Annotated in this window: 21 protein-coding genes; 9 read left to right on the top strand and 12 right to left on the bottom strand. The window is 71.5% G+C overall.

The window, feature by feature from the left end; all coding sequences use genetic code 11:
- Positions 1-120: 120 nt before the first annotated feature.
- The 6 genes from P8T65_RS14805 to P8T65_RS14780 form a co-directional block, all read right to left on the bottom strand.
- Positions 121-1,590, bottom strand: a complete 1,470-nt coding sequence (locus P8T65_RS14805; protein WP_316725853.1) for a penicillin-binding transpeptidase domain-containing protein — start codon at positions 1,588-1,590, stop codon at positions 121-123.
- A complete protein-coding gene (locus P8T65_RS14800) occupies positions 1,587-3,026 on the bottom strand; it encodes an FtsW/RodA/SpoVE family cell cycle protein (RefSeq protein ID WP_316725852.1) in 1,440 nt (479 codons plus the stop codon). The genes P8T65_RS14805 and P8T65_RS14800 overlap by 4 nt, the downstream gene beginning before the upstream one ends.
- An 81-nt stretch (positions 3,027-3,107) precedes the next feature.
- On the bottom strand, positions 3,108-3,467 hold the full coding sequence (locus P8T65_RS14795; protein ID WP_316725851.1) for an SH3 domain-containing protein: 360 nt from the start codon (positions 3,465-3,467) through the stop codon (positions 3,108-3,110).
- A gap of 134 nt (positions 3,468-3,601) precedes the next feature.
- Positions 3,602-4,879 (bottom strand): HAMP domain-containing sensor histidine kinase, encoded by a 1,278-nt coding sequence (locus tag P8T65_RS14790; protein ID WP_316725850.1) that lies wholly within the window; start codon positions 4,877-4,879, stop codon positions 3,602-3,604.
- Entirely contained in the window at positions 4,876-5,799 is a 924-nt protein-coding gene (locus tag P8T65_RS14785) for a hypothetical protein (RefSeq protein ID WP_316725849.1), read from the bottom strand. Before P8T65_RS14785 ends, P8T65_RS14790 begins: the two co-directional genes overlap by 4 nt.
- 171 nt (positions 5,800-5,970) lie before the next feature.
- On the bottom strand, positions 5,971-6,489 hold the full coding sequence (locus P8T65_RS14780; protein WP_316725848.1) for a protein phosphatase: 519 nt from the start codon (positions 6,487-6,489) through the stop codon (positions 5,971-5,973).
- A 111-nt stretch (positions 6,490-6,600) separates the two neighbouring features.
- On the opposite strand from P8T65_RS14780, the gene P8T65_RS14775 reads away from it, so the two are divergent.
- On the top strand, positions 6,601-7,404 hold the full coding sequence (locus tag P8T65_RS14775; protein ID WP_316725847.1) for a nuclease-related domain-containing protein: 804 nt from the start codon (positions 6,601-6,603) through the stop codon (positions 7,402-7,404).
- 19 nt (positions 7,405-7,423) lie between these two features.
- Here P8T65_RS14775 and ligD read toward each other — a convergent pair whose 3' ends face one another.
- Both ligD and P8T65_RS14765 read right to left on the bottom strand, forming a co-directional pair.
- A complete protein-coding gene (gene ligD, locus P8T65_RS14770; RefSeq protein ID WP_316725845.1) occupies positions 7,424-8,305 on the bottom strand; it encodes a non-homologous end-joining DNA ligase in 882 nt (293 codons plus the stop codon).
- A gap of 135 nt (positions 8,306-8,440) precedes the next feature.
- Positions 8,441-10,840 (bottom strand): excinuclease ABC subunit UvrA, encoded by a 2,400-nt coding sequence (locus tag P8T65_RS14765; RefSeq protein WP_316725844.1) that lies wholly within the window; start codon positions 10,838-10,840, stop codon positions 8,441-8,443.
- Between the two features lie 459 nt (positions 10,841-11,299).
- Between P8T65_RS14765 and P8T65_RS14760 the strand changes: the two genes are divergently transcribed.
- Entirely contained in the window at positions 11,300-12,391 is a 1,092-nt protein-coding gene (locus P8T65_RS14760) for a Ku protein (protein ID WP_316725843.1), read from the top strand.
- A gap of 235 nt (positions 12,392-12,626) precedes the next feature.
- Here P8T65_RS14760 and P8T65_RS14755 read toward each other — a convergent pair whose 3' ends face one another.
- Both P8T65_RS14755 and P8T65_RS14750 read right to left on the bottom strand, forming a co-directional pair.
- Positions 12,627-13,895 carry a beta-ketoacyl-[acyl-carrier-protein] synthase family protein gene (locus P8T65_RS14755; protein WP_316725842.1) on the bottom strand — a complete coding sequence of 423 codons (1,269 nt, stop codon included), beginning with the start codon at positions 13,893-13,895 and terminating at the stop codon, positions 12,627-12,629.
- A gap of 254 nt (positions 13,896-14,149) precedes the next feature.
- Entirely contained in the window at positions 14,150-15,202 is a 1,053-nt protein-coding gene (locus P8T65_RS14750) for a YbhN family protein (protein WP_399103089.1), read from the bottom strand.
- 802 nt (positions 15,203-16,004) lie between these two features.
- Between P8T65_RS14750 and P8T65_RS14745 the strand changes: the two genes are divergently transcribed.
- The gene (locus tag P8T65_RS14745) at positions 16,005-16,694 is read left to right on the top strand and encodes a hypothetical protein (protein ID WP_316725841.1); all 690 of its coding nucleotides are present in this window, start codon (positions 16,005-16,007) and stop codon (positions 16,692-16,694) included.
- Positions 16,695-16,718: 24 nt separating this feature from the next.
- The gene (locus tag P8T65_RS14740; RefSeq protein WP_316725840.1) at positions 16,719-17,837 is read left to right on the top strand and encodes a substrate-binding domain-containing protein; all 1,119 of its coding nucleotides are present in this window, start codon (positions 16,719-16,721) and stop codon (positions 17,835-17,837) included.
- Here the strand turns inward: P8T65_RS14740 and P8T65_RS14735 are convergent.
- The gene (locus P8T65_RS14735) at positions 17,794-18,270 is read right to left on the bottom strand and encodes a MarR family transcriptional regulator (protein WP_316725839.1); all 477 of its coding nucleotides are present in this window, start codon (positions 18,268-18,270) and stop codon (positions 17,794-17,796) included. The two genes, P8T65_RS14740 and P8T65_RS14735, sit on opposite strands and share 44 nt — an antisense overlap.
- 406 nt (positions 18,271-18,676) lie before the next feature.
- Here P8T65_RS14735 and urtA point away from each other — a divergent pair, with 406 nt between their 5' ends.
- The 5 genes from urtA to urtE all read left to right on the top strand — a co-directional run bounded on the left by urtA (position 18,677) and on the right by urtE (position 23,506).
- Positions 18,677-19,930 carry an urea ABC transporter substrate-binding protein gene (gene urtA / locus P8T65_RS14730; protein ID WP_316725838.1) on the top strand — a complete coding sequence of 418 codons (1,254 nt, stop codon included), beginning with the start codon at positions 18,677-18,679 and terminating at the stop codon, positions 19,928-19,930.
- Between the two features lie 99 nt (positions 19,931-20,029).
- Positions 20,030-20,914 (top strand): urea ABC transporter permease subunit UrtB, encoded by an 885-nt coding sequence (gene urtB, locus P8T65_RS14725; RefSeq protein ID WP_316725837.1) that lies wholly within the window; start codon positions 20,030-20,032, stop codon positions 20,912-20,914.
- Complete coding sequence (gene urtC, locus P8T65_RS14720; RefSeq protein WP_316725836.1) at positions 20,911-22,032, top strand: urea ABC transporter permease subunit UrtC; 1,122 nt, start codon at positions 20,911-20,913, stop codon at positions 22,030-22,032. The genes urtB and urtC overlap by 4 nt, the downstream gene beginning before the upstream one ends.
- The gene (gene urtD, locus P8T65_RS14715; protein WP_316725835.1) at positions 22,029-22,808 is read left to right on the top strand and encodes an urea ABC transporter ATP-binding protein UrtD; all 780 of its coding nucleotides are present in this window, start codon (positions 22,029-22,031) and stop codon (positions 22,806-22,808) included. Before urtC ends, urtD begins: the two co-directional genes overlap by 4 nt.
- Before the next feature lie 5 nt (positions 22,809-22,813).
- Positions 22,814-23,506, top strand: a complete 693-nt coding sequence (gene urtE, locus P8T65_RS14710) for an urea ABC transporter ATP-binding subunit UrtE (RefSeq protein WP_316725834.1) — start codon at positions 22,814-22,816, stop codon at positions 23,504-23,506.
- 262 nt (positions 23,507-23,768) lie between these two features.
- On the opposite strand, the gene P8T65_RS14705 is transcribed toward urtE, so the two are convergent.
- Positions 23,769-24,650: a LysR substrate-binding domain-containing protein gene (locus P8T65_RS14705; protein WP_316725833.1), complete on the bottom strand. Its 882-nt coding sequence runs from the start codon at positions 24,648-24,650 to the stop codon at positions 23,769-23,771.
- Positions 24,651-24,663 lie beyond the last annotated feature (13 nt).

Here is a 24,663-nt window from a genome sequence, read left to right as displayed (position 1 = left end):
CGGGTGGGGCCAGGGCTACATCGCTTATCTCGGATGGTGGGAACGGTGCGTACCGTGCGGGCCGGTGGAGCTTCTCGCGCCCACGCGGCGGAGCCGCACATCGAAACGGCCCCGCGCCCCTTACGGGACGTCGGAAGCCTTGAGCACCGCTCGCATCACCTCCCTCGCGATCGGTGCCGCGTCGCCGCCCCCGCTGATGTCCCCCCGTACCGCCTCCGCGTCCTCCACCACCACCGCCACGGCCACCTGGGGTTCGACCGCGTCGTCGGACTGGGCCCAGCCGATGAACCAGGCGAAGGGGGTGCCGGAGTTGCCGAGGCCGTGCTGGGCGGTGCCGGTCTTGCCGCCGACGGTGGCGTGACGGAGGGCGGCGTTGGCGCCGGTGCCGTCCTCGACGACGCCGCGCATGAGGTCGCGCAGCCGCCGCGCGGTGGTGGGGTTCATGGCCTGGCGGAGCGGGTGCGTGCCCGAGCCGGCGACCGTGCGGCCGCTCGCCGTGGTGGTGCGTTCGACGAGGTACGGCGCCCGCACCGAGCCCCCGTTGGCGACGGCCGCCGTGACGAGCGCCATCTGCAGGGGCGTGGCCCGGGTGTCGTACTGCCCGATGGAGGAGAGGGCGAGCTGCGCCCGGTCCATCTCGGTGTCGAAGCTGCTGGGGGCGACCGAGAAGGGGATGCGCAGCCCGGGGTCGTTGAAGCCGAAGGCGCGGGCCGTGTCCGCCATGGCGCCGAGGCCGACGTCCACGCCCAGCTTCGCGAACACCGTGTTGCAGGACCACTCGAAGGCATAGCGCAGCGAGGCGTTCGCGCAGCCCTCGACCTCGTTGGCGAGGGAGGTCGTGGTGCCCGGCAGGGTGTACGGGTCGGGGGAGCGGGTCGGGGCGTCGAGGTCCGTGACCACCCCGGCGTCCAGTGCGGCGGCGGCCGTCACCACCTTGAAGGTCGAGCCCGGCGGATAGGTCTGCCGCACCGCCCGGTTGAGCATCGGTCTGCCCGCGTCCCCGTTCAGCCGTGCCCACGCCTCGGCCGCCTCGGGGCCGTTGCCGGAGAGCCGTCCGGGGTCGTAGGACGGCCGGGACACCAGCGCCAGGACGCGCCCGGTGGCCGGTTCGAGCGCGGCGACCGCGCCCCGGCGGGTGCCGAGACCCAGATACGCCGCCCGCTGGGCCGCCTCCTGGATCGTGGTGACGACGGTGCCGCCGGCGTTCCGGTCGCGGGTGATGTCGTTCCACAGCGGGAGGAAGGACAGCAGCGGGTCGCTGCCGTCGAGGACGGAGTCCTGCGCGTGCTCCAGGAACGTCGTCCCGTACACCTGCGAGGCGAAGCCCGTGACCGGCGCGTACAACGGGCCGTCCCGGTACGTCCGTTCGTAGCGGAGCTGCTCCCCGGTGTCCGTCGAGCCGGTGACCGGGCGTCCCCCGACCACGATGTCTCCGCGCGGCTGGCCCCAACGGGCGATCTCCGGGCGGCGGTTGGCGGGATTGTCGTCGTAGGCCCGGGACTGCAGGACCTGCACGCGGGTGGCGTTGACAAGGAGGGCGAGCAGCAGCAGGGCGCACAGGGCGGCGGCCCGGCGGATGTACGTCGTCATGCGCTTCGGCCCTCCCGCGCGCCGTCCCGGCCCTCCGGTTCCCCGAGCGGGTCCCCCGGCAGCGGCCCCGGGGCGTACTGCCGTCGGGAGGAGTCGCTGAGCCGGATCAGCAGGGCCACGATGACCCAGTTGGTGACGACCGAGGAGCCGCCCTGGGCGAGGAAGGGCATCGCCATGCCGGTGAGCGGGATGAGGCCGGTGACGCCGCCGGCGATGACGAAGACCTGGAGGGCGATGATCGAGGCGAGGCCGGTGGCCAGGAGCCGGCCGAAGGCGTCGCGCAGGGCGAGACCGGCCCGGAAGCCGCGCTCCACCAGCAGGGCGTAGAGCAGGAAGATCGCGGAGAGTCCGGCGAGGCCCAGCTCCTCGCCCGCCGTGGCCAGGATGAAGTCGGACTTGGCGGCGAAGCCGATCAGGATGGAGTGGCCGAGACCGAGCCCGGTGCCGAGCAGCCCGCCGGCGGCGAACGCGAAGAGGGACTGGGCGAGTTGGCCCGCGCCCTGGCCCGCCTCGATGGACGCGAACGGATGCAGCCAGTCCTCGACCCGGCTGTGGACGTGCGGTTCCAGCCAGCCCACGGCGACCGCGCCCACGCACGCCAGCAGCAGCCCCACCGCGATCCAGCCGGTGCGGCCCGTGGCGACGTACAGCATGATCACGAACAGGCCGAAGAACAGCAGGGAGGTGCCCAGGTCCCGTTCCAGGACCAGGACGCCGACGCTCAGCAGCCAGATGGTGACGATCGGGCCGAGGACCCGCCCGGCGGGCAGTTGGAGGCGTCTGAACCGCCAGATCTGACGCCCGGCGTACGCCAGCGCGTTGCGGTTCGCCGCGAGATAGCTGGCGAAGAACAGCGCGAGCAGCACCTTCGCGAACTCGCTCGGCTGGAGGGAGAACCCGGCGATCCGCACCCAGATCCGGGCCCCGTTGACCGGTGGGAAGAGGATCGGCAGGGCCAGCAGCGCGAGCGCCGCCACCACCGAGACGTACGCGTACCGCTGGAGCACCCGGTGGTCACGCAGCAGCGCCACCACCGCGATGAACAGCGCGACGCCGAGCGTCGACCAGTTCAGCTGCGCGGGCGCGGCCTGGTCGGCCGGTGTCTCCAGGTCGAGCCGGTGGATCAGCACCAGTCCCAGGCCGTTGAGGAGCACCGCGATCGGCAGCAGCAGCGGATCGGCGTACGGCGCCCGCAGCCGGACCACCAGATGGGCCAGCAGCGCGAGCACACCGAGCCCGGCGCCGTAGTCGGCGGCGCCGGGCGGGACGGTGCCGTATCTGGCCAGACCCACAGCGCAGTAGCCGTACACGGAGAGCAGGACGGCCACGACGGTGAGGGTGAACTCGACGCCTCGGCGCCGGAGCAGGCGTACGGCGGGCGGCGGGGACGGATCCGAGGGATCCGCCGCCAGGGTCGTTCCGGCCTTGGTGGTCATGCCCGGAACTTACCTAAATGGAATGCCTTGTGTGTCTTGTTCTGTCTGTGCGCCTTGTTGTGCCTTGCCGTGCCTTGCTGCTCAGGCGTCGCACCAGCGGGGCGCCTTGAAGGGGGCGATGTAGCGGGCCGAGCCCCAGGCCCAGGTCCCGTCGACGAGCAGGTACCACTGCCGGTTGCCGTCCACGCTCTGGCCCTCGGTCCGGCAGTAGATCTTGACGATCTCGCCGTGGCGCGCGACCCGGATGACCGAACCTCCTCGGGTCGGCGCACTGCGCAGGATCAGGCCGGACCGGGCGACGACCTTGCCGTCGACGATTTGCTTGCTCGTGCGGGGGTCCTCCTGTTCGACACCGGCGGCGGGAGTCGTGGCGGCGAACGCGAGGAGAGCGCCACCGGCAGCGGCTATACCGAACCGCAGGAGCAGAATCCGCAGGGACATCTGATGTTCCTCCAGGGAAAAAAGGGGGGCGAGGCTGACTATTCGCCACGTTAGGAGGAGCGCGGAGGGGGCGCCTTTCTCGATGGGCCATCAGGGCAACGCCGCTCTTTTCAGGGGCGCGGGGAACTGCGCGATCAACCCCCACCGACACTCAGTCGCAGAACGGCCAACGCGCCGCCGCCCGAAGCGTTCTCGAATCCCAACCGCGCTCCCAACACCTCCGCCTGCCCCATGGCGATGGTCAAACCCAGGCCGTGTCCCTTGGCGGAGCCCTCGGTGCGAAACCTCTGCGGCCCCTCGGTCAGCAGATAGTCAGGGAACCCGTCCCCGTGATCCCGCACGGTCACCACCGGCCCCTCCACGGTCAACACCACCGGAGGCGCCCCGTGTTTGTGGGCGTTGGCCACCAGGTTCCCCACCACCCGCTCCAGCCGCCGCCGGTCCGTCTCCACCCACGCGTCCTCGACGACCCGCACCTCGGTGTCGCCGCTCGCGTGCGCGGCCACCCGCTCGGCCAGCAGTCCGAGCCGGATCGCGTCCAGGTCCAGCCGCTCGCTCCCCGCGTCCAGCCGCGAGATCTCCAGCAGGTCCTCGGTCAGCGTCCGCAACGCGGCGACCCGGTCCCGCACCATCTCCGTCGGCCGCCCCGCCGGCAGCAGCTCCGCCGCCGCGTGCAGCCCGGTCAACGGCGTACGCAACTCGTGCGCGACGTCCGCCGTGAACCGCTGCTCGCCGAGTAGTTTCCGCTGCAGCGTGGACGCCATGGTGTCGAGCGCGGCGGCCACCGCGGCCACCTCGTCGCGATACCGCGCCGGGTCCGTCGTCCGGGGGTCGCCGACCCGGGCGTCCAGGTCGCCCGCGCTGATCCGCCGGGCCACCTGGGAGGTCGTGCGCAGCCGCCGGGTCACCCCGCCGACGCCCAGCGCGCCGACGGCCAGCGTCGCCCCGATCGCCAGCGCCGAGGAGCCCAGGATGGCCCGGTCGAGGTTCTCGATGGTGGCCGCGCTCTGCGCGTAGTCGATCCGCACGGCGAGGGCACGGCCGTCGGCGGGGGCGGCGGCCCACATCGAGGGGACTCCGGAGACGACCCCGACCATCGTGCCGCGCCGCCCGCTCACCGCCAGCTCGCGCAGCTCCCCCGGCATGCCCCGCGGGTCGATCCCGGCATCGGGTGGGAGCCGGTTCCCGGCCTCGTACGCCTGTGCCGCCTCGTCGAGCCGGACCAGGGCCCGGGAACGGGCGTCGCTCACCGTCCGGTTGGTGACGGAGACATGGACGAGGGCGCCGAGCAGAGCGGCCAGCCCGCAGCACATGACCGTGATGAACGCCAGCGCCTTCCAGGTGAGCGAGGAGGCCCACCGGGGCAGGCCGAACCGTTTCCGCCCGGGTCTCGCGGGCCTCGCGGCGCTCACCCCGGCCGCACCGAGGACGAGGCGGAGGGCACGTCGGGCGAGGGGGAGCGGGACGCGGACGCGGTGGAGGGCATGTCGGGCGAGGGGGAGGCGGAGGGGGACGCCGACGGTGACCGGGACGGCTTCGCCGCTCCGCCCACGCGCAGGATCTCGTCCCGGGTGAGCAGCATCGCCTGCTGGTCCTCGTCCCAGGTCCACTGGGTGCGGTACTCGTAGCCGACGATGCCCGCCGGGGAGCGGATGATCACGGTCCGGCCGGCCAGCTCGACCGCGAGCACCGCGTCGTCGCTGGCCAGCACCTGCACCAGTCGGTCCGCCTGGAAGGTGTACATCCGCACCGCCGTCTGATTGCCGGGCAGCAGCCGGAAGCCGAGCACCATGTCGTCGCGCCCGTCGCCGGTGAGGTCCCGGTAGTAGGCCTGGAGGACGGGGCACTTGGCGCGGTCGGTCTTCCTGCCGGCGGTCGCGTCCGTGCCGGCGGTCGTGTCCGGCCCTGCGGCCGTGTCCTTGTCCGTGCCTGCGGTCGTGTCCGGGTCGGCCGAAGCGTCGGTGCCGCCCCTTCCGCAGTCGGCCATGCGTGCGGTCGTTCCCCCGTAGAGGGCCCCGGATCCGGCGTACACCTCGGGGTGCGCGGCGATCTCCGCGCGGACGACGGCCAGCGGGTCCACCTTGTGGATGTCCTCGCCGGGAGCGCGGACGCCCTTGACCACCTCCGTCTCGGCCTCGCCGTAGTCGTAGGCGGGGGAGGACGCGGGCGGCTCCCCGGGCCACAGCCGGGTCGGGCCGCTCGCGGTGGGCGTCGCGCCCGCGCTCACCAGGCCCCCGGAGTCGCCACAGCCGCCCACCAGCAGGACGGCGGCGAAGGCGCCGGCGGCGACGCGCGCGCCGACGGCAGCGCGCGCGGGGCGGCTGGGGGACACGGGACTCCTGGGTGTACAGGGACGGGAGGACGGTTGTGGGGGAGGACCACTGTGGTCCGTACACCCTAATTCGTGCGGAAGTACTTTTTCGTGACGGCTCGGTCGAGCCGGCCCGCGCTGCCCGGCAGCCGGGCTGATCGACTCGGCACGCCCCGCGGCCCGGCACATGCCCTACTCGGCCGACTCCTCCAGTTCCTCCAGCAGCCGGACCGTCGCCAGCCCCGTGTGCAGGTACTCCACGAACAGCTCGTTGTGCAGCGCCCACGGCGAACGGCGGCTGCGGATCAGCCGGATCGCCTCCTCGGCGGAGTGGCCGTCGCGGATCAGCGCCTGCGCCACGACCAGACCGGCCCGGTTGTACCCGCTGCGGCAGCGGACCAGGACCCGCTTGCCGTCCTCCAGCGCGTCGCACGCCGCCTGCGCCAGCCGCATCACGCCCGCCAACTGCGTACCGTCCAGCGGTCCGTCCGGGATCGGCCACACATGGTGCTCGACCCCCTCGTCGGGCCCGTGCCCCGGCAGCCGCAGCAGGGTCAGCACCAGATCGAACTCGTCGCGTACGACCGCGAATTCGACGCCCCCGGTACCGGCCGGCCCCGCGAACTCGTGCCCGCCCATCCACAGCCCCGGCACGATCTCGCTCCACGGTTCCCGCGGAGCCGGGACATCGGGTTGCTTGCGCGTCCGCAACGGCGCCTCCCCCAGGCCGTGGCCCTCGACGACGGGTCGTCACCCCAAAGGTAGCCGGGTTCTTGCCGATGGAGCACCCCGCCTGTTCCCATGGTCGTGGGGTGATGGTGCATGAGCGAACTGCGCGTCATACCGACCTGGCGTCATGGACAGCGACGCCTGTACGTGTGCCGGACCGACGGGAGGAACATCGCCTGGTACGACCGTGAGGCGGGCCGGGTGAACCTCCTCAGCGAGGAGCTGAGAGAGGACGTGCTGGCCGTCCTCCGCCCCTTCGTCACCGGCCCGGTCGCCGTGGGGCCGCCGCCTGTGCCGACCCCCGCCGAACTGGCCCGGCTGAGCCTCCCCCCGGACGACGACCTCGCCCCCAACCGGCCCGGCGAGGCCCTGTTGATCGCTCTCGACCGCGCCCCCGGCCCGGCACGCCGGCTGCGCCCCGACCCGCGCCGCCGCGCCCTGGCCGCCGAGCAGACCGTCGGCGACGCGCTGGACCGGCTTGCGGGCGCCGGCTGGCACACCCTGCACTCCGTGCCACTGCCCGGCGGCGACCGCATCCACCACCTGGTCGTCGGCCCCGGGGGCGTGTTCTGCGTCCGCTCCGTCCACGCCCGCAGGCAGCGCGTCGTCGTCACCGACCCCATGGTCGCCGTGGGCCGGCACGAACCCCGGGCGCTGCTGCGCGGGCTGCGGGCCGACGCCGACCGCGCCTCCTACGCCCTCACCGCCGAGGTCCGCCCGGTCCTCGCTCTCGCCGAACCCTCCTCGGTCGCGGTCACCACACCCCTGCGCGAGGTGCGCGTCCTGCGCGACACGGACCTGTCGGAACTCGCCCGCGCCGGCGGGGTGCTGAAGCCGGCGGACGTGGAGGGCCTGCACGCGATGGCCCGCGACCGGCGGACGTGGACGCGGGTGTAGGCCGCCGGGGCCGGCCGTGTCACGGGAGCGGGTGTGCGGCCTCCGGGTCCAGGAGCGGTGCCAGCAGGTCGCCGTGGTCCTGCAGCCGGGGGCCGATGTCCGGGGCGCGGAAGGACAGCAGCTCGGGGGCGCCGCACTCCTCGACCTCGGTCCAGGTGACCGGCGCGGAGACGGTTGGCTCGGGGCGGGCCCGCAGGGTGTACGGCGCGGCCGTGGTCTTGCGGGCGGCGTTCTGGCTCCAGTCGACGAACACCTTGCCCGGGCGCAGACTGCGGGTCATCCGGTGGACGACCCGGCGGGGCATCGCCTGCTCCGCCTCGACGGCCAGTTCCCTGGCGTACTCCGAGACCCGCTCCGACGAAGCCCCGCGCACCGCCGCCAGCAGATGCAGCCCCTTCGACCCGGACGTCTTCGCGTACGCCTCGATCCCGTCCGCCGCGAGCCGCTCCCGCAGCCAGCAGGCGACCTCGCAGCACTCGACGACGGTCGCGGGCGACCCCGGGTCCAGGTCGAACACCAGCCGGTCGGCCTCGTCCGAGGTGCGGACGGTCCATTGCGGCGTGTGGTACTCGGCGACCAGGTTCGAGGCCCACATCAGGCTCGCCAGGTCCTGGACCAGCACCATCCGGGCCGGCCCCTCCATCCGCCGTACCTCGGCGGTGGTGACCCAGTCCGGTGTGCCCGGCGGCACGTTCTTGGTGAAGAAGACCTGGCCGCCCGGCCCGTCCGGGTAGCGCAGGAAGGAGACCGGGCGGTCGCGCAGATGCGGCAGCAGGGCGTCCGCCGTCGTGGCGTAGTAGTGCAGCAGCTCGCCCTTGGTGAAGCCCGTCGCCGGGTGGAGGACCTTCTCCAGATTGGAGAGGGCGACCCTGTGGCCCTCCACCTCGGTGATGGGTGTCATGGGACCCAGAATCCCATGATTCGGCAACTGAGGAGATGAAGGCGATAGGGGGTATGAAAGTGGCGAGAGGGGATTAATCTGACCCCACGGCCGCACTCGGCTCCCCACGGCCGGGCTCATGCTCTCCGTCCGCGCTCAGGCTCCCACGTACGCGGCCAAGTGCTCGCCGGTGAGCGTGGAGCGGGTCGCGACCAGGTCGGTCGGGGTGCCCTCGAAGACGATCCGCCCGCCGTCGTGGCCGGCGCCGGGCCCGAGGTCGATGATCCAGTCGGCGTGCGCCATGACCGCCTGGTGGTGCTCGATGACGATCACCGACTTGCCGGCGTCGACCAGGCGGTCGAGGAGCCCGAGCAACTGCTCCACGTCGGCGAGGTGGAGACCCGTGGTCGGCTCGTCGAGGACGTAGACGCCGCCTTTGTCGCCCATGTGGGTGGCCAGCTTCAGCCGCTGCCGCTCGCCGCCGGAGAGCGTGGTCAGCGGCTGGCCGAGGGTGAGGTAGCCGAGGCCGACGTCCGCCATCCGCTCGACGATCCGGTGGGCGGCCGGGGTGCGCGCCTCGCCCTCGCCGAAGAACGCCTCGGCCTCGGTCACCGACATCGCGAGCACCTCGCTGATGTCCCGGCCGCCGAAGCGGTACTCCAGCACCGACGCCTCGAACCGCTTCCCCTCGCACTCCTCGCACGTCGTGGCGACGCTTTGCATGATCGCCAGGTCGGTGTAGATGACACCGGCGCCGTTGCAGGTGGGGCAGGCGCCCTCGGAGTTGGCGCTGAACAGCGCCGGCTTGACGCCGTTGGCCTTGGCGAAGGCCTTGCGGATCGGGTCGGCCAGCCCGGTGTACGTCGCCGGGTTGCTGCGCCGGGAGCCGCGGATCGGGGTCTGGTCGACCGACACCACGCCCTCCTCGCTCGGGATCGACCCGTGCACCAGCGAACTCTTGCCGGAGCCGGCGACCCCGGTGATGACGGTGAGCACGCCGAGCGGGATGTCGACGTCGACATGGCGGAGGTTGTTCGCCGAGGCGCCGCGGATCTCCAGCGCGCCGGTGGGCTTGCGCACCGTCTCCTTCAGCGCGGCCCGGTCGCCGAGGTGACGTCCGGTGACGGTGTCGCTGGCGCGCAGCCCCTCCAGGGTGCCCTCGAAGCAGACCGTGCCGCCCGCCGTGCCGGCGCCGGGCCCGAGGTCCACGACATGGTCGGCGATGGCGATCGTCTCCGGCTTGTGCTCGACCACCAGCACCGTGTTGCCCTTGTCGCGCAGCCGCAGCAGCAGGTTGTTCATCCGCTCGATGTCGTGCGGGTGCAGCCCGATGGTCGGCTCGTCGAAGACGTACGTGACGTCGGTGAGGGAGGAGCCGAGGTGGCGGATCATCTTCGTCCGCTGCGCCTCGCCGCCGGAGAGCGTGCCGGAGGCCCGGTCCAGGGAGAGGTAGCCGAGGCCGATCTCCACGAACGAGTCGAGCGTGTAGTGCAGCTTGGCGAGCAGCGGTGCGACCGAGGCGTCCTCGATCCCGCGCGCCCATGCGGCGAGGTCGCGGATCTCCATCGCGCAGGCCTCCGCGATGTTGAGTCCGGCGATGCGCGAGGAGCGGGCCAACTCGCTCAGCCGGGTGCCGTCGCAGTCGGGACACACGGCGAAGGTGACCGCCCGGTCCACGAAGGCCCGGATGTGCGGCTGCATCGACTCCCGGTCCTTGGAGAGGAACGACTTCTGGATCTTCGGGATCAGGCCCTCGTAGGTGAGGTTGACACCGTTGATCTTCACCTTGGTCGGCTCGCGGTACAGGAAGTCGTGCCGCTCCTTCTTGGTGTACTCCCGGATCGGCTTCTCCTTGTCGAAGAACCCGGATTCGGCGATGACCCGCACGACCCACCCGTCCCCCGTGTAGGTGGGGATGGTGAACGGGTCCTCGGACAGCGACTTCGTGTCGTCGAACAGCTGGGTGAGGTCGATGTCGGAGACCGTGCCCCGGCCCTCGCAGTGCGTGCACATCCCGCCGGTGCGGCTGAACGTCACCTTCTCCGTCTTGGTCTTGTCGGCGCCCCGGTCGACCGTGAGGCCGCCGCTCGCCGAGACCGAGGCGACGTTGAAGGAGAACGCGCCGGGTGGGCCGATGTGCGGGGTGCCGAGCCGGCTGAAGAGGATGCGCAGCATCGCGTTGGCGTCGGTGGCGGTGCCGACGGTGGAGCGCGGATCGGACCCCATCCGCTGCTGGTCCACGGTGATCGCGGTGGTCAGCCCGTCCAGCACGTCCACCTCGGGCCGGGCGAGGTTCGGCATGAAGCCCTGGAGGAAGGCGCTGTACGTCTCGTTGATCAGCCGCTGCGACTCGGCGGCGATCGTGTCGAACACCAGCGAGCTCTTCCCCGAGCCGGAGACCCCCGTGAACACGGTCAGCCGGCGTTTCGGGATCTCGATGCTGACGTCCTTGAGATTGTTCTCCCGCGCCCCGTGCACACGGATCAGATCATGGCTGTCGGCGGCGTGCGGCCCGGGAGCCTGCGCCTGCGTCCGCGCGCTCGTGGCCTTGGTCATCGTTCCTCCATCAGTCGGGCGGGGCCGCGTCACGGTCCCCACCGGCGTCGCCCGTCCACTGCCCACCGTCGTACGACCGCGGTGGCCCTCTTCGTGACGTCCTCTTCGTAACGGCTGCGGCGGTCCTCCGGATCTCAGACCTCGTGGACGCGGATCAGGTTGCCCGCCGGATCACGGACGGCGAAGGCACGGACGGCGATGGCGCGGACGCCGTAGGGCTACACATGCGTACGTCTCCCTGGTCATCATCTCGACGTGCGGGAGGACGCTCGCGTCGATGGTGAGGTCCATGGCCCTCACGCTAGGCGCGCCCCACCCGCCCGCGCTTCTCGAATCCTGACCGGTGCGGTGGCGGGGCCGGACCTGGCCGGCGGCGGGTGCCTGTTGGTCGTCGACGGGCAGGGTCGGAGGGTCGGCGTTACGGTGTGGACAAACCGGAAGCAGGGACCCGAAAGGTGCGTGCTGCCCGTGCGATCCATCTGGAACGGCGCCATCTCCTTCGGCCTGGTCAGCATCCCGATCAAGCTGGTGAACGCGACCGAGAGCCACTCCGTCTCCTTCCGCCAGGTCCATCTGGACGACGGCGGCCGCATCCGTTACCGCAAGGTCTGCGAGCTGGAGGACCGTGAGGTGACGCAGGGGGAGATCGGCAAGGCGTACGAGGACGCGGACGGCACGATGATCCCGATCACCGACGAGGATCTCGCGTCGTTGCCCATCCCCACGGCCAAGACCATCGAGATCGAGGGCTTCGTACCGGCCGAGAGCGTCGACCCGCTCCAGGTGGACGCGGCGTACTACCTCGCGGCGAACGGGGTCCCGGCCGCCAAGCCGTACACCCTCCTCCGCGAGGCGCTCAAGCGCAGCGGCAAGGTGGCGATCTGCAAGTTCGCGCTGCGGGGGCGTGAGCGGCTCGGCATGCTCCGGGTGGTGGACGACGTCCTCGCCATGCACGGTCTGCTCTGGCCCGACGAGATCCGTACGACCGAGGGGGTCGCTCCCGACGCGAGTGTCACCGTCCGCGACAAGGAACTCGACCTGGCGGACGCCCTGATGGACACGCTCGGGGAGGTCGACCTGGAATCCCTCCACGACGACTATCGCGAGGCAGTGGAGGAGCTGATCGCGGCGAAGGCGTCCGGCGAGGAGCCGCCGAGCGCTCCGATGCCGGCGGCGGAGGGCAAGGTCCTCGACCTCATGGCCGCGCTGGAGAAGAGCGTGCGTGAGGCGAAGGAGTCCCGTGGCGAGAGCGCCGAGGCCGACGCCGACGCTGACGTGACCCACCTCGCGGCCCGGCCCACCCCCAAACAGTCCCCGGGCAAGAAGTCCACGGCGTCGACCCGGAAAACGGCTGCTTCCCCCAAGAAAACGACCGCGAAGACAGCACAGCCGGCAAAGAAGACGGCCACGAAGCAGCAGACGTCCAGAAAGACGACGACGGCGAAGTCGACGACCACGAAATCCACGGCGGCGAAAAAGACCGCGACGGCGAAGACGCCCACGAAGAAAACCCCGGCAAAGAAAACCACCGCACGCAAACGCTCGGCCTGAGGGGGGCGACTCGACTCGGTACGACCCCACGCCGAGGGCCTCCTTCCGCGGTCTGGCCCAGTTCTTTCGTCGCCGGCCCTCGGCTTCCTGCCGCCGGTTCCCCTCCGAGCTCTCCGGTTGCTCTCCCGCCGACGCTCCCCGCCCGCGCGCCGCTCACCCACGACGGTCGCGGTAGGCCGGCGGCGCCGGGACGCACAGGAGCGGGTCTGCGTCAATCCGCGGCCGACCCGGAGGGCTACGTGGTGCGGCGGAGGGCCAGGACCGCGTTGTGGCCGCCGAAGCCGAAGGAGTTCGTGAGGGCGAGGTCGCCGTCGCGAGGCAGCGGGCGCGGGGCGGTGGTGACGACGTCGAGGGTGATGGCCCGGTCCTGGTCGGCGCAGCCGATGGTCGGGGGGATGAGCCCGTGGTGGAGCGTGAGCGCGGTGGCGAGGGCCTCCACCGCCCCGGCCGCCCCCTGAAGGTGCCCGAGGTGCCCCTTCAGCGCCGTCACCGGCACCCGGCGCCCCGACAGCACCGCCGTCAGCGCGTTCGCCTCCGCGAGGTCCCCGTCGACCGTGGCGGTGGCGTGCGCGTTGACGTGGACCACGTCCGAGGGCCCCGCCGCCGCGTCCTCCAACGCCCGCCGCAGCGCGAGCGCCACCCCCGAGCCCGACGGATCGGGCGCCGCCATGTGATGCGCGTCGGCGGACAGCCCCCACCCCGCGGCCTCGCAGTAGACCCGGGCCCCGCGAGCCCGGGCATGGTCCTCCGCCTCCAGCAGCAGGAACCCCGCCCCCTCGCCGTTCACGAACCCGTCCCGGTCCTTCGCGAACGGCCGGGACGGACTCGCCTCACCCTCGTCCAGCCCGTGCCGCGACAGCGCCCGCATCGCCGCGAAGGACGCCATGATCGCCGGGGTCACCACCGCCTCGGCCCCACCCGCGAGCGCCAGGTCCACCCGCCCGTACCGGATCCGGTCGACGGCCTGACCGATCGCCTCGGTCCCGGAGGCGCACGCACTGGTGACCGTGCGCGCCTCCCCGGTGATCCCGAGGTCCAGCGAGACCTGCGACGCTGCCTGCGAGGGCACACACATCGGGGTCGTGAGCGGCGAGACACCGCGCGGCCCCCGGTCCCGTAACTGCCGGTCGCCGGCCACCAGCACCGACGCGTCTCCGAGGATCGCCCCGGCGGACACCCCGACCCGGTCAGCGTCGAGCCCGCTCTCCGCCGCACCGCCGGGCTCGAAGCCCCCGTCCCGCCACGCCTCCCGCGCCGCCAGTACGGCGAACCGCGCGGCCCGGTTCATACGCCGGGCCCGGGGCCGGGGGAGCAGCTCGGCGGGATCCACCGGCACCGTCCCCGCGACCCGCACCGGTAACTCCGCGAACTCCTCCCCGTCCAACTCCCGTATCCCGCAACGGCCTTCCAGCAGCCCCTGCCACAGCTCATCCACGCCCACCCCGAGCGGGGTGACGGCCCCCAGCCCCGTGACGACCACTCGGCGCCCCACCGAGTACGACATACGCCCTCCCCGAACTGCCCAGTACCGCCCGATCCTCCAGTCCCTGAGATGGTTCCCGCTTCAACTGCTTGCTGCACCCACCCTGCACCCATGACCGGCGAGGGCACCCGCACGGGGGCGTAAGCGCGAAGGTGTCCCGCGAGCCCTTCCCGCGAGGCCGAGGCCGAGGCGGACACGGAGGTCCACGGCGGCCTCCCGCACCGTCGGCCGCTTGCCGGGGCGCGGCCCGAAGGCCGCCGCCCGTCAGTCGCCCGTCAAAGCACTTTCGCCCGCACCAGCGCCGAGAGGACGAGCGTGCCCGGCAGGAGGGGGAGCCAGACGGTGAGGACGCGGTAGCCGATGACCGTGGTGGTGGCGAGGGCCGCGGGCGCGCCGAAGGCGACCAGGGTGAAGACGAGCGCCGCGTCCATGGGGCCGAGGCCGCCCGGCGCGGGCACCGCACCGGCCGCCGTACTGGCGACGAGATAGGCGAAGAGCATCTGCGGCCAGGACACGGGCAGCCCGAGCGAGGAGCCGACCGAGGCGACCACGGCCCCCTGGCACAGAGGGAAGGCGGCGGCCCCGCCCCACAGGGCCAGCGCCCGGCCGGGGCAGCTGTGCACGATCCGGGTGTCGGTGAGGGCGGAACGCAGCCCTCCGATCAGCGGTCGCCGCAACGGCCGTACGGTCGTGATCAGTGTGACCACGGCCGCGAGGCTGACGCCGGTGATCGCGCCGACGAGGGCGAGCGTCTCGCCCTTCGGGAGGAGTTCGGTCAGGCGCAGCGTGCCCGGGAAGGCGACGACGAAGGCGACGATCACCAGGGTCTTGGCCACGGGTTTGACCGCCGAGTACAGGGCGAGCGAGGACGTGGCCCGGGCGAGCGGGATGCCCTGGCGCCGCAGGAAGCGCAGGACGACGGCGTGGGCGCCGATGTTGCCCGGCAGCGCGTGCCCCGCCGCCCCGGCTGCGAACTGCGTCGCCAGCAACGGGCCCGGCGGCAGCCGTTCCGGCACCGCGCCCTGCCGTACGAACGCGGAGGCCACTGAGCACAGGCCGGTGAACAACACCCCGGCCAGCAGCCACCGCGGATCGGCCGAGGCCAGCCGCACCGCCCCGCTGTGCACGGTGCGCCAGTCGAACGCCGCCCAGGCGCCGAGCAGTACCAACGGCAACAACGTCAGGGCCAGCCGCAGCCGTCGGCCATTGGCGGCCGACCGGGCGGGGAGCAGCGCCCGAACCCTGCCGGACAGGAGCGCGACGAGCCGGGCCGGGTGGGGTACGGGGGGCTGGGCGGAGGTGGAGGCGGAGTCGCAGGCTGGGGCCACCGTCGGGTTCGCGGGAGCCGCAGGGACCGTGGGGGCCGTGGGGGCCGTGCGAACCACGGGGTCGGCAGCTGCGGGATCCACAGGAGCCGCGAGCTCGCACACCGCGAGCGCGCACACCGCGAGCTCGCACACCGCGAGCTCGCACACCGCGAGCTCACCATCCGTGGGCGGGCAATCCGCGGGCGCGCAATCCGTCAGCTCGGCAGCGGGCTCAGAATCCGTGAGCCCGGCAGCCGTGGGTGCGGCAGCCGTGGGTGCGGCGTGACGCGGGGCCCGGGTGAGGTCCACGGGACGGGCCGGGCTGGGTATCAGGGTGAGGGGATCGGGGACCGGGGACGGGGTGGGCCGCGAGGGGGGCGGCGCGTCGAGCGGGAGCGGGAACAAAGGGCACGTCGTCCTTCCGCGTCGCGTCGGTACGGCGGGGGACCGCGTCGACGGAGGCAGGGCAAGTCAAGAACGAAGGGAACCCCAGGACCGTTCCCACCCCAAATGACTCCCCGGTATGCACCGCCCGAACTCCTGCCACCGCCAGAACGACGACACCGCCTCCGAACAGCGACTCCGCGCCCGAAACCCATCCGAACCCCACGACCCCGCATGAGACGCAAGTCACTCCAGAGACCCCCGACGCAAGGGGGCCCCACCCACCCCCTCCGGTATCCCGCCCCGCCCGCCTCACCGGTCGCCACCGGCAGCGACGACCGCCGCCGTACCCCGCCGCACGTCCTGAGCCGATCCGCCGCAACCACCACCACACCCACCCACCCGGCGCCCCCCCGACGCCGGAGTCCGCATCGGCACCATGCTCGACGTCACCCGTACCGCGGAGGAACCCGCCGACGTGGCCGCCCTCCGCTTCGCCGACTTCGCGGCCGTGGACCTGCTGGTCTCCATCCTGCTCGGCGACGAGCCGGAACCCTTCGGCCTCGGCACACGGCTGCGCCGGGTCGCCCTGGGCGCCGTGCACGAGGAGTCGCACCGGTACGAGGTCGGAGACTCGGTGGGACCCGGCCCGGCTGCAGCGCGCCCTCGCCGCCGGCATCCACTGCCGCGGTCGTGGAAGGACTACCGCCGTACCACCGGCGCGAGCCTGCTCGCGGTCGGCCACGACCGCACCTCCTACAGCGCTGGGGCGACCGCACAGTCCACTGGGAACGGTCAGCGAAAGCCGTGTCAACCCGATGCCCCGGACCACCCCCGCGGCACCGCCCCCCTCAGCCTCAATGGCGAGCGCCGGCTCCGGCAACGACGACACGGAGGACGGCACCCCACGGCGGCCCCCCACCGTGGCCCCGGTGACGCCACCGATCCCCGCTTCACGCACGTCCTCGCCGCAGCAACCCTCTCCCACCTCGGTGACCGGGTCCGCGCGGTCGCCCACCCGCTGTCGGCCGCGGCCACTACCTGCGATCCTTCAGCGAGTCGTGCCGCATTTCTACGAAGCCGCATTTCTACGAATCGGTCTCGATCCGGGCCACCGCTTGGGCGCTGAGGGCGGTGGGGCAATCATGGGGCCATGCATCGGCCGCCGCTCCGCCTCCACGCCCCTGAGTGGTTCACGGCCGACGAGTCGACCCTGAATGTGGCGTTCGTGTACCCGATGCAGGGGCCGGCCGGGATCTTCGGTCCCACCTGCGAGGCGTGCGCGCGGCTGGCCGCCGAGGAGATCAACAAGGCGGGCGGCGTGCTCGGCAAGGAGCTGCGGCTGCTGGAGGTCGACGGCGGCGCGGCTCCTCAGCAGGTCGCGAACGAGGTCGAGGCCCTGGTGGCGGCGGGTGCGGTGCAGGGCGTCACCGGCTGGCACATCTCCTCGGTGCGGCAGGCGGTGGCACCACGGATCGCGCACCGGGTGCCGTACGTCTACACGGCCCTGTACGAGGGCGGCGAGCGCACCGAGGGCGTCTACATGACCAGCGAGACGCCTGCCTGGCAGCTGCTGCCGGCGATGCGGCTGCTCGCCGAGGCGCGGGGCGTACGCCGGTGGTTCGTCGTCGGCAACAACTACATCTGGCCCCGGCGCACCGCCCGGGCCGCGCGCCGTTACGCGCGCGAAGGCCGGGACCGGGTCTGCGGCGAGGTGTACCTGCCGCTGGGCACCGACGACTTCACCGACGTCCTGCGGCGCATCGAGCGGGCGGACGCCGACGGCGTGCTCATGCTCATGGTGGGCAGCGACGCGGTCCGCTTCAACCGGGCCTTCGCCGCTGCCGGGCTCGACCAGCGCTGCTTGCGGCTGAGCACACTCATGGACGAGAGCATGCTGCTGGCGAGCGGCGCCGAGGCGACGACCGACCTCTACAGCACGGCCGGGTTCTTCGCCTCGCTGGCCGACCAGAACACCATGGACTTCCACGGCCGGTACGCGGGCCGCTTCGGTGTGGACGCACCGGTTCCGGGCAGTCTCGGCGAGTCCTGCTACGAGGGCGTGCTGCTGCTCGCGGCGCTCATCGAACGGGCCCGCACCCTGGACGTGTCCGCCATCGGAGCAGCCGCCGAGAACGTCGCGTACGAAGGTCCGCGCGGCCTGCTGAGCCTGGACGGACGGCATGTGCGCCAGCGCATCTACCTGGCGCGGGCGGACGGGCTCGACTTCAACGTGCTCGCCCAACTTCGCGCTCCGCACGAGCTGTTGTGACGCTCCCCTCGCCTTCCAGCGCCCCGGCCAGCCGATCGAGCAGGGTCTGCAACCGCTCCTCCTCGTCCTGCCCGAGCAGGGGTTCCAGCTCACCCCAGTCGGCCCGGACCGCGCGGGACAGTCGCTGCCGGCGCTGAATTCCCCGTGGGGTGAGCTGGGCCAGGACACGGCGCCGGTCGGCAGGGTCGACGCGGCGGAAGACCAGGTTCTGGTCGACGAGTTGGTCGATCAGCTTCGTCAGGGTCGGCGCCGGCAGGAAGGCATGGTCGGCGAGGGCCGTCATGTTGTGCCCCTCGCCGTCGGAGAGCAGGTCGAGCACCCACCACGCCTCGATGGAGCAGTCGAACTCCTCCAGCACGGACTGGACTCGGCGCACCGAGAGGCGCTCGGCCCGTGTCAGCAGGTGGAGCAGGTCCTGGGGCTGCCTCGCCATTGCACTCCTCAGCTCGCATGCGCACGACCCCGGGGCGGGGATGCCGTGAGCCTACCGTCGATCAACGCACTCTTGACGAGCATTCCCAGAATATGATCCTTTCTGGCGGAAGCAATAAATGCCGTCACTGAGACGCCGTCAATCATGCGTCGTCAGTGGCGGCTTTCCTCTTTTTCAGCCTATCTCGATACTTCCGATGGAAACTGTTCTTCAATTGCGCCGAAACGCCGTTGAAACAGTTCCGCCGCAGGCTGTGGACGCACTTCAACGACCAGCCCGGAGGTCACCCCGGAACGGCTGGGGGCTTCGCGCGCCAACGCCGCCGCCACTGAAGCGCGTCCGATCCATTCCTTCCCCAGAGTCTTCCGCTCGCTTCGCACCGCCCTTCGGGGCATGGAGGTATCGAATGTCCGGGCTCAACATCAGCAGGCGCGGTCTCCTGGCAGGCGTATCCGCCCTCGGCGCATCGGCCGCCCTCAGCGCGTGCGGCGCCAAGACCGGCAGCGACACGTCGTCAGGCTCCGGCGCCAAGGCGGACACCTCGGGCGACACCGTCAAGGTCGGCCTGCTGAACTCGCTCTCGGGCACCATGGCCATCAGCGAGGTGACCGTTCACAACGCCCTGCTGCTCGCGGTCAACGAGATCAACGCCGCCGGCGGCGTCCTCGGCAAGAAGCTCAAGCCGATCAGCCAGGACGGCGCCTCGGATTGGCCCACCTTCGCCGAGAAGGCACAGACCCTGATCACGGACGACAAGGTCGTCGCCACCTTCGGCTGCTGGACCTCTGCCAGCCGCAAGGCCGTCAAGCCGGTCTTCGAGCGGAACAAGTCGCTGCTGTTCTACCCCGTGCAGTACGAGGGCCTGGAGCAGTCCCCGTACATCTTCTACATCGGTGCGACCACCAACCAGCAGATCGTGCCCGCACTGGACTACCTCAAGAAGCAGGGCCTGACCAAGCTCTACCTCGTCGGCAGCGACTATGTCTTCCCGCGCACCGCCAACAAGGAGATCAGGGCCTACGCGAAGGCCAACGGCATGGAGGTGGTCGGTGAGGACTACGCGCCGCTGGGATCGACCGAGTTCAGCACCATCGTCAACAAGGTCAAGGACGCCGGCGCGGACGCCGTGTTCAACACCCTCAACGGCGACAGCAACGTGGCCTTCTTCAAGGAGTACAAGTCCGCGGGCCTGACCGCGAAGAGCCTGCCCGTGCTCTCGGTGTCCATCGCCGAGGAAGAGGTCAAGAGCATCGGCACCCAGTACCTGGAGGGCCAGCTGACGGCCTGGAACTACTACCAGACCACTCCGGGCGCGGCGAACGAGAAGTTCGTGAAGGCGTACCAGGCCGCCTACGGCAAGGACAAGCCGACGTCCGACCCGATGGAGGCCGCCTACATCTCGGTCTACCTGTGGAAGGCGATGGTCGAGAAGGCCGGCTCCTTCGACGTGGCGAAGGTGAAGGCCGCCTCCGACGGCATCACCTTCGACGCCCCCGAGGGCAAGGTCACCGTCGACGGCGCCACCCAGCACGTCCACAAGACGGCCCGGATCGGCAAGGTCGGCGCGGACGGCCTCATCGAGGAGGTCTGGAACTCGGGCAAGCCGATCGAGCCGGACCCGTACCTGAAGGGCTACTCCTGGGCCTCGGGCCTCTCCTGAGCCCCGCTCGGCCCCTCGCGGTGGGACCCGGCCTCGTCGTGAGGCCGGGTCACGCCCATGGAAAGCCCGCACCTTACGTCCCCGACCCGGAGCCGCTTCATGACGGTCGTCCTCAACCAGTCCTTCACCGGCATCAGTATCGGTGCCGTCCTGCTGCTCATCGCGCTCGGCCTGACCCTGACCTTCGGTCAGATGGGCGTGATCAACATGGCGCACGGCGAGTTCATCATGGCCGGCGCCTACACCACGTACGTGCTGCAGAAGTCCATCAGCGGCGCGGGCGTCTCCCTGCTCGTCGCCCTGCCCCTGGCCTTCCTGGTCGCCGGCGCCATGGGAGCGCTCCTGGAGTGGCTGCTCATCCGCCGCCTGTACACCCGGCCGCTGGACACCCTGCTGGTCACCTGGGGCGTGTCCCTGATGCTTCAACAGCTCGCCCGTGACATCTTCGGCGCCCCCAACGTGCAGACCGCCGCCCCGGACCTGCTGACCGGCAACATCTCGGTCGCGGGCATCACCCTCGCGAACAACCGGCTGTTCATCCTCGGCCTCGCGCTGCTGTGCGTCCTCGGCCTCACCCTGATCCTGCGGCTCACCCCGCTCGGGCGCCGGATCCGGGCCGTCGTGCAGAACCGGGCCCTCGCCGAGGTGTCCGGCATCGCCACCGAGCGGGTGGACCGTACGACGTTCTTCATCGGTTCGGGCCTGGCGGGTGTGGCGGGCGTCGCGCTCACCCTGGTCGGCCCGATCGGCCCGACGATGGGCACCAACTACATCGTCGACGCCTTCCTGGTCGTGGTCGTAGGCGGCATCGGCCAGCTCAAGGGCAGTGTCATCACGGCCTTCGCGCTCGGCGTGCTGCAGTCGGTGCTGGAGTACTCGACGACCGTGAGCGTCGCGAAGGTCATCGTGCTCGTGGCGATCGTCGCCTTCCTGCAGTGGCGACCCCAGGGCCTGTACGCACTGCGCACCCGGAGCCTGGCATGACGACGACAACCTCCCCGACCAGCACGACGCCCGTGGTGCAGCCGTCGGCGTCCCTCCTGGAACGCTTCCGCGTGCCCGGCGGGTTTCTCCTCGGCGCCGTCCTGCTTCTCGGCATCGCCCCGCTCGCCCTGTCCGACTTCCGGCTCAACCTCCTGGCCAAGTACCTCTGCTACGCGATCGTGGCCGTCGGCGTGAGCCTCGCCTGGGGCCGCGGCGGACTGATGGTCCTCGGCCAGGGCGTCTTCTTCGGCCTCGGCGGCTACGCCATGGCCATGCACCTCAAGCTCGCCGACGCCGCCGCCACCGGCCAGACCCTGCCCGACTTCATGCAGCTGTACGGCACCGGTGACGCGCTGCCCTGGTGGTGGAAACCGTTCGCCGACCCGGCCTTCGCGCTCGCCATGACCGTACTGCTGCCCATGGCGGTCGCCGCGCTGCTCGGCTTCCTCGTCTTCCGCCGCCGGGTCAAGGGCGCGTACTTCGCGATCCTCAGCCAGGCCCTCGCGGCGGCCCTGGCCATCTGGCTGGTCGGCCAGCAGGCCACCACGGGCGGCACCAACGGCCTGACCGACATCCAGGGCTTCTTCGGCTACGACCTCAACGACCCCGTCAACCAGCGGACGGTGTACTTCATCATCGCCGCTGCGCTTCTGCTGCTGATGGCGGTCGCTCGCCAGCTGTTCGTCTCCCGCTACGGCGAACTCCTCGTCGCCGTACGGGACTCCGAGGAGCGGGTGCGCTTCCTCGGCTACAACCCGGCCAACGTCAAGCTGGTGGCGTACGTCGTCGCGGCCGGCATGGCGGGCCTGGCCGGCGCCCTCTTCGTGCCCGCGGTCGGGATCATCTCCCCGGCGCTGATCGGGATCGTGCCGTCCATCGGCTTTGTCATCGGCGCGGCGGTCGGCGGCCGGGCCAGCCTGGTGGGCGCGGTGCTGGGCGCGATCGCGGTGGCCTGGACGCAGAGCACGCTCTCGGACGCCTACCCCGCCGCGTGGACGTACCTCCAGGGCCTGCTGTTCGTCGTGGCAGTCGGCTTCCTGCCCGGCGGCCTGGCGTCCCTGGTGACCGTCCTGCGCAAGCGCCGTACCGTTGCGACCCCGACGGGAGAGACAGCATGAGCGGCGAGGGACTGACCGTCCGCGACCTGCGCGTGACGTTCGACGGCTTCAGGGCCGTCGACGGAGTGGACCTGGACATCCATCCCGGCGACCTGCGCTTCCTCATCGGGCCGAACGGCGCCGGCAAGACCACACTCGTCGACGCGGTCACGGGTCTGGTGAAGGCGACCGGCTCGGTCCGTTTCGGAGACCAGGACCTGCTGGGCAAGCCGGTCCACAAGATCGCCCGTATGGGCGTCGGCCGTACCTTCCAGACGGCCACCGTCTTCGAGGAGCTGACCGTCCTGCAGAACCTCGACATCGCGGCAGGCGCCGGACGCGGCCCGTGGACGATGCTGCGGCGCCGCAAGGGTGTACCGGAGTCGGTGACGAGGGCGCTGGAGACCACCGGCCTGACGGACCTGCGCGATCGCCCGGCGGGCGTGCTCGCCCACGGTCAGAAGCAGTGGCTGGAGATCGGCATGCTGCTCGTCCAGGACGTGAAGCTGCTGCTGCTCGACGAGCCCGTCGCAGGGATGAGCCACGACGAACGCGAGGCCACCGGCGAACTGCTCCAACGGGTCAGCGGCGACCACACCGTCGTCGTCATCGAGCACGACATGGACTTCATGCGCTCCTTCGCCCGCAGCGTCTCCGTCCTGCACGCGGGCAAGGTGCTCAGCGAGGGCTCTGTCGCCGAGGTCCAGGCCGACGCCAAGGTCCAGGAGGTCTACCTCGGCCGCGCCTCCGAACCCGAACCCGAGCCCGCTGCCGTTCCCGTCGCCGAGGAGGCGTGACGCCCATGTTGGAGATCAACACCGTCCGGGCCGGCTACGACCGCACCACCGTGCTGCACGGAGTGACCGTCGCGGTCCCGACGGACGGCGTCGCGGCCGTCCTCGGCCACAACGGCGCCGGCAAGAGCACGCTCCTGCGTGCGGCCATGGGACTGATCAAGCCGACGGGCGGCACGATCCTGCTGGACGGCGAGGACATCACCCACCTCGCCCCGCACCGGCGGGTGGGCCGAGGCATGGCGTACGTCCCGCAGGGCCAGCAGTCCTTCCCACACCTCACCACCACCGAGAACCTCCAACTCGTCGCCGACGGCCGCCCCGACGGCAAGGAGGCCATCACCGAGGCCCTGGACCTCTTCCCGGCCCTGCGCGAATTGTCCGGCCGCCGCGCCGGCCTCCTCTCCGGCGGCCAGCGCCAGCAACTCGCCATCGCCCGCGCCCTGATCACCCGCCCCAGTCTCCTCCTTCTCGACGAGCCGACCGAGGGCATCCAGCCCTCCGTCGTCGCCGAGATCGAGGAGACGATCCTCGCCCTCACCCGACGCGGCGGCCTGTCCGTCCTCCTCGTCGAACAGCACGTCGGCTTCGCCATGCGCGCCGCCCAGCGCTACTACGTCCTGGAAGCGGGACGCGTGACCTCCTCCGGCGACGGCGGGGTGGCGGCCGAACAGACCGTACGGACCGCGCTCAGTGTGTGAGGACGGAGGGTTCCCCTGCTCATCGCGCAGGTGAGCGACCTCCACATCGGAGGTTGGCGAGGACAGCGTCGAGCGGGCCGTGAGGGTCCGGGAGTACCTCAACGGACTCCCGGACGGCGTTCCGCACAGTGCTCCTCGGCCGGAGAGGGTGGGGGCGGGTGCGGTAGGCGAAGGGCCGGCAGACGCAGGTCCCCAACGGCCCGGCCGCGCAGTGGCTCGGTCCCGGACGGCAGGCGGACCACGGCGGACGAGGTGGTTGGCCTCATCCGTGATCAGCGTCGGGTGACGGAACCGGGTCCGCACCGCCGTGGTGATGACGACTGTCGTCCACGTCGGCCAGGCCCTCGCGGTCGGCCTGCTCTCCGGCTCCTCCTCGGTCAGCTCCGACCCGCCTCACCATGGCGCGCAACCACTGGTGGCCGGGGTCGTTCTGCTGGTTGCGGTGCCAGTACATGGCTTCCACGAACGACACCTCGGGGAACGGCGTCGGCACGACCGTGCAGCCGGTGGAGTCGGCGTACCGTCTGGCGAGCCGCTCCGGGACCAGCGCCACCATGTCCGTGCCACTTACAAGAGAGGGCAGCAGACTGAAGCCGGGCACACTGGTCCGGATCCTCGGTGTGATGCCCTGGCTGTCCAGGTGACGGTCGAAGAGCATCAGAACCTTGCCGAACTCGGCCGCCGCATGCGGCATTTCGGCGAAGTCGCCCAGACTCAGTCCGCGACCGGTCAGCCGGGGGTTGCCGGCGTCGACGAGGCAGACGAAGCGGTCGCGCAGCACCGGCTCGCTGAACCCCGGCTGGCGGTGGCCGAGTGGCAGCAGGAGCAGGTCATGGCGGCGCAACCGGGTGTCGTCGGTCGGCTCGGCCGGGACCGGGAGGTGGATGTCGATGCGTGCACCCGGGGCCGCGCTCCCGATGGCACGCAGCAGTGGCTCGGCCATCATCGTCATCAGGTAGTCGGACATCACGATGGAGAACCGCTGGGTACTGTGCTCGGGTTCGAACGGCTGGATCAGTGACAACGTCTCCTCTGCTTTGCGCAAGGTCTCCTGGACGAGCGGCAGGAGACGGTCGGCGAGCGGCGTGCGTTGGTACTCACGACCCACCCGCACCAACAGGTCGTCGCTGAAGTGCCGGCGCAACCTCGACAGGGAC

Origin of the sequence: Streptomyces sp. 11x1 (assembly GCF_032598905.1) — a bacterium.
Taxonomy (GTDB): domain Bacteria; phylum Actinomycetota; class Actinomycetes; order Streptomycetales; family Streptomycetaceae; genus Streptomyces.
Note: the sequence above shows the minus strand (reverse complement) of the source record. Positions and strands in the feature narration are given on the sequence as shown.